A 6844-nucleotide genomic window follows, 5' to 3' on the forward strand; every position below is an offset into this window, starting at 1 on the left:
TCCGTGTCTGCCGCCGCCATGACGTGGCGCAGGTCTGCCAGAAACGCATCTCCTGCTTGGGTCTGCTGCACAAGCACGCTGCGGCGATCCATCGGGTCCACCTTGCGCCGGGCGAGGCTCAGTTCGCCCAGCCGATCTAGGGCGCGGGTGATGGCGGGCTTCGAGACGTTGAGCTCCGTCGCCAAGCCGCGCACCGTATGCGGGCCATCGGTCAGGTAGACGGTGAGGAATACGCCAAACTGGCGGCTAGTAAGATCGGCTTCGTCGCGCCTGACCAAGGCCAGGATCGTCTTGCGAAGCATCTGCGTAAGCGCGTCGTCGCTTATTGTCGCTGTCATGGTCTGTTCTCCTCTGCATCAAGAATGCGATGAAGAGGCTTTTGTTCCGACCGCGATGTGCAGCTCCGGGACAGGTGCGCGGCCATGGTCGTGACACCATCGCGCCCGAGGTCATGGACCGGGAGCACAAGAAGCCTACGTGAGGCTAACCACGTGGCGGCTTCCGACTGCGATTGTGGCAAGCCTCGCCTAACACGCGAGAAGTGCAAAGAACGCGTGTTAGGATAGTGCCGAGGAGCAGGGCTCATCGCGGGTTATGCGCCGCCGGCGGTGATCGCCCCTCCCCCTGCGGTGATTATCCCAGGTTGATACGGTTGCGGCATGCTTGTGTTGCGGGGCGGGTTAGGGGTCTCACGTCCTCCTAACGGCAGAACTCAGGCTGCCTCCCCCGCTCCCCACCTTCCTACTCGGTCAGCCCGGCCCGCGTCTCCGGGCGCGGCCCTTCGCGCTCCCGCACCGCGGGCCCTTCCGCATATAGCAGCCAAAGCCGCAACAAAATTACCGACCAGACGTTCTCCTATCACCGATGGGGAAAATCATGCAGAGCGACTTGATGCACGAGGCGCGAGCAGCCGGGCTGGCTGATCACATCGACATCGCCCGCATCTTGCTGTGGGGTGGGCTGGCTATAGCCCTGCTCAGTGCCATAGCTTGGCATCCCTGGCTGATGGATACGGGCGTGCTGTTCGCCGGCCTCGGCGTGTGGATGATGTGGCGGGTGCTCAAGTTACTTCCGCCAGCATCGCCACCATCCTGATTAGCCCAGCCCACCCAAGAGCATCACGATGACCGCCACCGTTACGGCAGCGGCCTCCTACACCACGCCCAGGGGCACGACCAGGAACCTGCAGGACGTGGTCCTAGCTAACCTTGAAAAGTGTGAGCTGCAACAAAGCGTCGGCGTGAGCGTAAAGTCCTGCCAGCCTCATATCAGGGCCTCTGGCCCGAGCCGATAAAGTAGGCGATCGGAATCTCGAACCCCATTGGGCCGCGGTGGGCCTCAGCTCGCCGCGCGAGAACCTCGCGTGCCCGCGCCTGAGTGGCCGCATTCTGAACTGCGATCGCGCTGGCTGTCACCGCCATGCCACCCATGCCTGCCCGCCACAGCGCCTCGATGTCTGGCATGGCTTGGACTGTGCGGTGCTCCGTGACCGCCACCCCGCTGAGCCCCGCCCCGCGCAGCAACTCGGCAAAGGCCTTCGGGTTGGAAAAGCGGAGCGTATCGTGGCCCTGCGGCACGTCCGGGTGCGGCGGCAGCCCCAACTCAGCAATCGTCTCGCGGAACAGCCCCTGCACGCGCTGCCGCGCGGGCTGGTCCCACCAGCTGAAAGCGAGCGCGCTGCCTGGCGCCAGCACGCGCATGCACTCGGCCAGCGCCGCCTCGGGCTCCGGGAAGTGGCCGAGGGCAAAGTTGCCCACGACCGCGTCAAAGATGCCGTCAGGGAACGGCAGCGCGACGATGTCAGCCTCCTGAAACACGATGGCAGGATGCGCCTTGCGTGCCAGGGCGATCATGCCCGGCGAGACATCCACGCCTGTGACGGCCGCCCCACGGGCGCGTGCGGCTGCAGCGGCCACACCCGGACCGGTGGCGACGTCCAACGCCCGCATGCCGGCCGCGACCCGCGCAGTATCGAGCAGAGGCCCGAGTGCCAGGCTGGTCAGCGGGGCGAAGTGCTCGGCGTAGGGCACAGCGATACGGTCGTGCGCCGCTCGCTCGAACGCCGTGAAGGCCCGTGCATCGAATGCCATGTCATGTCCTTCCATGGCCCGGCGCGATGGCCGGCTTTGATCGGGTCTAAGCCTTGCCGGCCTCGTCCACGCGCTTGGTCATCCACACACGGTCCACTGTCGCGGTCGGCTCGCGGCCCGTAATGGCATATCCTAGCCGCTCGTAGAGATCGATGTTCTTCTGCATTACCACCGTCGTGGTCAGCTTCACCTCGCGAAAGCTCCGGCGACGGGCTTCCTCCTCAACGAAATGCATCAGCCGCCGGCCGAAGCCACGGTGCTGCATGCGCGGAGCAACTGCGATGTTGTGCAAAAACAGGTAGCCGTTCATATCCTCGATGATCACCGCACCTACTGGCTCGCCGTCCAGCTCGAGCAGCCACGCCTGTGCTTTTGCGCATCGCGCTTCGTAGTCGTCGTCCATAGGCCTGGGTCGCCGGCCGATGACCGCGATCCAGGGTGTGTATGCCTCCTGAACCAGGGCGGCGATGCAGCCGGCATCGGCGGAACCCGCGGGGCGAATAACCGCAGAAGGCGTGACGTCGGTCGACATTGTTGTTCATCTCCCAGACGGTTCGCGGCGGGCAGGCCTTTCGACGGGATAACCGCCAGGCGCCGCGCCATCCGACCACAGTGACGAGCAGATTCGCGCGCCGAATGGCAAGTGAGCGGCTGTGGTCACCAGGTTCAGCCCGAGCGTCGCGGTGCCGGCCGCAAGCGTCGCTTGCAGCACCCAGGCGCGCTCAGCCAGGAGCTGCGCCCTGATCCCGTTCATTACCCCGAAGCCCAAGGCGACCAGCAGCCAGACTGTGAGCCCATCAACGGCTTAGCCCAGCGCCTCCAGCCACCCTGCCGCCAGATGAAGCCGCGCACAAGGTCATGCGTTGGGGGTCCGCACCAGCCAAGCCGCACCGCAGGCGGGACCGCGGTGCTGATTGCGGAGATGACCGATGCCGGACCCAGATGACCGTGAAGCCGGTTTCTACTGGATTTGCATTGACGGTCAGGAAGTTGAGGTGGCTCAGTGGCAAGTCGAGTGGGGACAATGGCTCGTGGCCGGAAGCAGCAAGCCGTTGTCAGATGAAAGAGCCAGCCGCGTCGTCGTGCTGAGTGACTGTTTGACCGCGCCGACTATCCCTGGCTTTGAGCTCGGTGGCTGACGCAGGACAGCTGCCAATCCCGCAGTAGGCATCTCCCGATTACCTCCGAGAAGCGCGTTTATCGCGGGTTAGTAAGCACCTGCAGTGATTAACCCTCGCCACGCCGTGCATATCTTGGCTTGGTTCGATCTAACATCGGCTGGCGGCGGCGATCCGTGCTGGAGACGAAAGCTGCAAATCAGACGAGCGCACCCTTGGCACTCACAAGCGTCTCTCAGACCCGGTTCTCTTCTGTGGGCGCCCCCATGAACGCAAGGACTTTCTGCGGGATGGCGCAGGCGCAGGTGGGTGCTGATTTCTGTCCGGCCTTCGCTGCGGCCGTTCAGTGCCGCGGGCCCGTATGGGAGTTCGCAGATCGGGTCCAAATCTAATCGTCGCGCTCAAGGCGCATAGAGAACAACTGGTTGACCGATCCCGTTCCCGTCACTGTGCGCCATACCATCCTTTCGACCATCCTGCGTCGGCGGCCCCGAACCGTGATCAGCTTGAGGCTGCCACGGCCGGAGACCGATAGGTCTCGCCCTTCGCCAGCAAGGCCCAGACCGTTCTGGCCATCTTGTTAGCGAGGGCGACGACCACGAGCATGCGTGGTTTGCGCGAGAGCATCTGCGCCAGCCACGTACCTGCTGGAGCGCCGCGCCTGGTGGCTTGCTGCACCACCGACGATGCCCCGATGATCAGTAGGCGGCGCAGCGTGCGCTCTCCCATTTTGGAGGTCCGTCCGAGCTTCTGCTTGCCGCCTGTCGACCGCTGCAGCGGCGTCAAGCCCATCCATGCCGCGAAGTCACGCCCCTTCCGGAAGGTCTCGGCTGCCGGTGCCAGAGCTGCAAGGGCCGTCGCCGTCACCGGCCCTATCCCGGGGACAGTTGTCAGCCGCCGCGCCACCTCGTCCTCTTTGGCACGACGGGCAATCTCGACATCCAGACGCCGAATAAGCTCATCGAGCGATTTGAGGACGTTGATGAGGATACCCAGCGTCAGACGGGCTGCATCGGGCAATCTGGTGGTCGGATCCTCGACGTGCGAGATCAACCTGGCCACGTGACTTGGTCCTTGGGCGACCACCATCCCATACTCCGCCAAGTGCCCGCGCAGGGCGTTGATGAGCTGGGTGCGTTGCCGGACCAGGATGTCGCGGGCTCGGAACACGACGGCGCTGGCCTGCTGCTCCTCGCTCCTTACCGTGACGAAGCGCATCGTTGGTCGTTGAGCTGCCTCGCAGATCGCTTCCGCGTCGGCCATGTCGTTCTTCTGACGCTTTACAAATGGCTTCACGTACGAGGCCGGGATCAGCCGGACTTCGTGTCCCAGCTTGCCGATCTCGCGGGCCCAGTGATGAGCGCCATCGCATGCTTCCATGGCAACCAGGCAACGCGGTTGGGATGCAAAGAACTCCAGCACCTTGTCACGCCGCAGCCGCTTGCGGAAGGCCACCTCACCGGCCTCGCCAGCGCCATGAGCCTGGAATACATGCTTCGCCAAATCCAATCCGATCGAGCGGGCATTCGACATGGCTGCCTCCTTTTGCTGCGCCTCACGAGCCAACCTTGGCACGACGGCACCGCCGAAAGGGGCGCCCACCTCATCTAATCGGGGCTTCCAGGTCAAGCGCTGAGTTCGAGGCTGACCGCTGCCGGGGTCATGGTTCTCTCCGGGGTCGGTGTGATCCGCCCCATGATGGGGGTCAGGGGTGGAGCGCCGCGATGTTTGCGACGGCCTGATCCGGCGGGGTAGCCAGACCGGCCAACGGGCTCTGCGCGGTCGCCATCACCCGCCGTCCCGGCAGAGACAGCCTCTCCGCCGGAGCGGAGCCTGGATGGTGGCGCGGCGGTCAGGCCATCTTGGCCTCCTCATGCGTCCACCAGAACTCGGTGCCGTCTGTCCAGATGCGGTGCACCGCGTCGCCCACCGCTAATTCTCAAACAGTCACTAAGGCGCCGGCGCGCAGCAACTGAAACGTGCGGCGATCAGCCATATGCGTAGCCTCGCCAAGCGGCCGCAGCGGATCCGCTCCATCTTTCAGCACCCGCAGTTCCGTTAGGCTGCGTAGTCAAGACAATGAGGGCCGCCTTAATATTGTGGGTGCAAGTAGCCTGAGGGGCAATCCACATCGTCTATGATACTACGATGCCACGGACCCGGCTTTATCCGCCGCACGGCAGAGCTGTCTCCGTCGGGAAGGAAGCAACTTTTTATTACGATTCTCGGCAGGTCTGCGGAAATGCTATATTCTGAACACAACTGCCGAGAAAACCGGAGGAGTGGCATGGCTCGCCTCAGTCAACGCGCGTTGCTAGCGATCGCGGTTTCCGTGCTCGCCAGCCCCGCTCTCGCGCAGGGCGGAGCGACGCGTCCGAGCACCCTCGTTGTGGCTTTTCCGCTTGGCGGCAGCGCCGACACCGTCACCCACGTGCTGACGGAGGGCATGTGGGCCACGCTCGGTCAGCCGGTGCTGCTGGAGAACCGGGTCGGCGGTAACACCTTCATTGCCGCCGAATACGTCGCCCGCGCCCGTCCAAATGGGCATACCTTGCTGATGGCGGCCGGCACCACGCTCACCATCAGCCCTGTGATTACCTCCAACCTACTCAATAAGGTCGACAACTTCGCACCAGTGGTGCTGGTCTCGACTGATCCTCAGAGCCCGTCCGAGAAGAAATTGAACTACTTGATTCGGATGTGATTCGCTGGTCTTGCGGACGAATAGCGTGAGCAAACGGATGACATGGGCGGTGGAGAATCGGCGTGCGGTAGACCGGCGCGGCCTACGCTACCCCTCTGACCTGACGGATGCCGAGTGGGCACTGGTGGCGCCGATGATCCGGCCAGCGAAGCATGGCGGCAGGCCGCGCAAAGTGGACATGCGCGAGGTGCTGAACGCGGTCTTGTACATGCTTTCGACCGGCTGCTATTGGAGCGTGCTGCCGAAGGACCTGCCGCCAAAGAGCACGGTTCGGGACTACTTCTCGCGCTTGGAAAGAGAAGGAATCATCGAGCACATCCACCACGCGCTTTATGTCACGGTAGGCGAGGCTAGCCCGACGACAGCGACGGCTAGACGGTGAAGGCAGCGCAGGAGGGGCGCTAAGAGGCGGTTTTCAGAATTCGCAGGCGAGCTTGGGCGCAACCAGGAATATGCATGCGGCTTGAAGCAGCAACTGCATGAAGAAGCCGAGCCGGTCATAGCGGAGGGCGAGGCACTTGTTCTCCAGCAGCCAGGCGTTGCTGCGCTCGACCGGCCAGCGATGCTTGCCGAGCTCGGAGCCGTGCGGCTGGCCGCGCTTGTGGATACGGGACTCAATGCCGAACTCGCGGCAGAGGTCGCGGTGGTGCTCGGCGTCGTAATCATTGTCGGCGAAGACGGTGCGGATGCGGGCCATAACCGCGAAGACGGCCAAAAACAGCCGCTCGAAGACCTGGGTGTCGTTAACATTGGCGGCGGTGACGACGCAGGTCACCGGGACGCCGCCGCGATGGACCGCTAGTGCAGTGACTCATTCGGAAGGTGCAGGCAGCCGCGCGAGCTTGGCGAGGATGTGGTCGGCGGGTTTGGTCCAGACGAATGGACTCGACGTGGCGTTATGCTCGCGGATGTAGCGGGCGATGGCCTGCTCG

The 6844-nt window shown here is 64.0% G+C and carries 7 protein-coding genes and 3 pseudogenes; 4 read left to right on the forward strand and 6 right to left on the reverse strand.

Features of this window, described 5'->3' with window-relative positions; translation table 11 throughout:
• Positions 1–302: MarR family transcriptional regulator (locus E2C06_RS34815; RefSeq protein WP_370451525.1), on the reverse strand; the 302-nt coding region annotated here is incomplete at its 3' end.
• A gap of 574 nt (positions 303–876) precedes the next feature.
• Between E2C06_RS34815 and E2C06_RS34820 the strand changes: the two genes are divergently transcribed.
• Positions 877–1095, forward strand: coding sequence for a hypothetical protein (locus tag E2C06_RS34820; protein ID WP_133293133.1), 219 nt, complete (start codon positions 877–879; stop codon positions 1093–1095).
• Positions 1096–1268: 173 nt separating this feature from the next.
• On the opposite strand, the gene E2C06_RS34825 is transcribed toward E2C06_RS34820, so the two are convergent.
• Entirely contained in the window at positions 1269–2090 is an 822-nt protein-coding gene (locus E2C06_RS34825; protein ID WP_165982879.1) for a class I SAM-dependent methyltransferase, read from the reverse strand.
• A gap of 46 nt (positions 2091–2136) precedes the next feature.
• The gene (locus E2C06_RS34830; RefSeq protein WP_133293135.1) at positions 2137–2622 is read right to left on the reverse strand and encodes a GNAT family N-acetyltransferase; all 486 of its coding nucleotides are present in this window, start codon (positions 2620–2622) and stop codon (positions 2137–2139) included.
• A gap of 397 nt (positions 2623–3019) precedes the next feature.
• Here E2C06_RS34830 and E2C06_RS34835 point away from each other — a divergent pair, with 397 nt between their 5' ends.
• Positions 3020–3229: a hypothetical protein gene (locus E2C06_RS34835; RefSeq protein ID WP_133293136.1), complete on the forward strand. Its 210-nt coding sequence runs from the start codon at positions 3020–3022 to the stop codon at positions 3227–3229.
• A gap of 480 nt (positions 3230–3709) precedes the next feature.
• On the opposite strand, the gene E2C06_RS34840 is transcribed toward E2C06_RS34835, so the two are convergent.
• Entirely contained in the window at positions 3710–4741 is a 1032-nt protein-coding gene (locus tag E2C06_RS34840; protein ID WP_133293137.1) for an IS110 family RNA-guided transposase, read from the reverse strand.
• 754 nt (positions 4742–5495) lie between these two features.
• On the opposite strand from E2C06_RS34840, the gene E2C06_RS34845 reads away from it, so the two are divergent.
• Together E2C06_RS34845 and E2C06_RS34850 are read left to right on the forward strand one after the other, a co-directional pair.
• Positions 5496–5912: a Bug family tripartite tricarboxylate transporter substrate binding protein gene (locus E2C06_RS34845; protein ID WP_165982880.1), complete on the forward strand. Its 417-nt coding sequence runs from the start codon at positions 5496–5498 to the stop codon at positions 5910–5912.
• Positions 5913–5949: 37 nt separating this feature from the next.
• Positions 5950–6196, forward strand: a pseudogene (locus E2C06_RS34850) (transposase); the annotation flags it as partial.
• Between the two features lie 131 nt (positions 6197–6327).
• Here the strand turns inward: E2C06_RS34850 and E2C06_RS34855 are convergent.
• Together E2C06_RS34855 and E2C06_RS34860 are read right to left on the reverse strand one after the other, a co-directional pair.
• Positions 6328–6693: pseudogene (locus tag E2C06_RS34855) on the reverse strand (transposase); the annotation flags it as partial.
• Between the two features lie 30 nt (positions 6694–6723).
• Positions 6724–6844: pseudogene (locus tag E2C06_RS34860) on the reverse strand (IS630 family transposase); the annotation flags it as partial.

Origin of the sequence: Dankookia rubra (genome assembly GCF_004355005.1) — a bacterium.
Classification (GTDB): Bacteria; Pseudomonadota; Alphaproteobacteria; order Acetobacterales; family Acetobacteraceae; genus Paracraurococcus; species Paracraurococcus ruber_A.

Excerpts from the sequence above, each read along its gene's own strand:
- E2C06_RS34825 (WP_165982879.1), bottom strand. The coding sequence starts at position 2,090 with ATGGCATTCGATGCACGGGCCTTCACGGCGTTCGAGCGAGCGGCGCAC.
- E2C06_RS34835 (WP_133293136.1), top strand. The coding sequence starts at position 3,020 with ATGCCGGACCCAGATGACCGTGAAGCCGGTTTCTACTGGATTTGCATT.
- E2C06_RS34830 (WP_133293135.1), bottom strand. The coding sequence starts at position 2,622 with ATGTCGACCGACGTCACGCCTTCTGCGGTTATTCGCCCCGCGGGTTCC.
- E2C06_RS34845 (WP_165982880.1), top strand. The coding sequence starts at position 5,496 with ATGGCTCGCCTCAGTCAACGCGCGTTGCTAGCGATCGCGGTTTCCGTG.
- E2C06_RS34840 (WP_133293137.1), bottom strand. The coding sequence starts at position 4,741 with ATGTCGAATGCCCGCTCGATCGGATTGGATTTGGCGAAGCATGTATTC.
- E2C06_RS34820 (WP_133293133.1), top strand. The coding sequence starts at position 877 with ATGCAGAGCGACTTGATGCACGAGGCGCGAGCAGCCGGGCTGGCTGAT.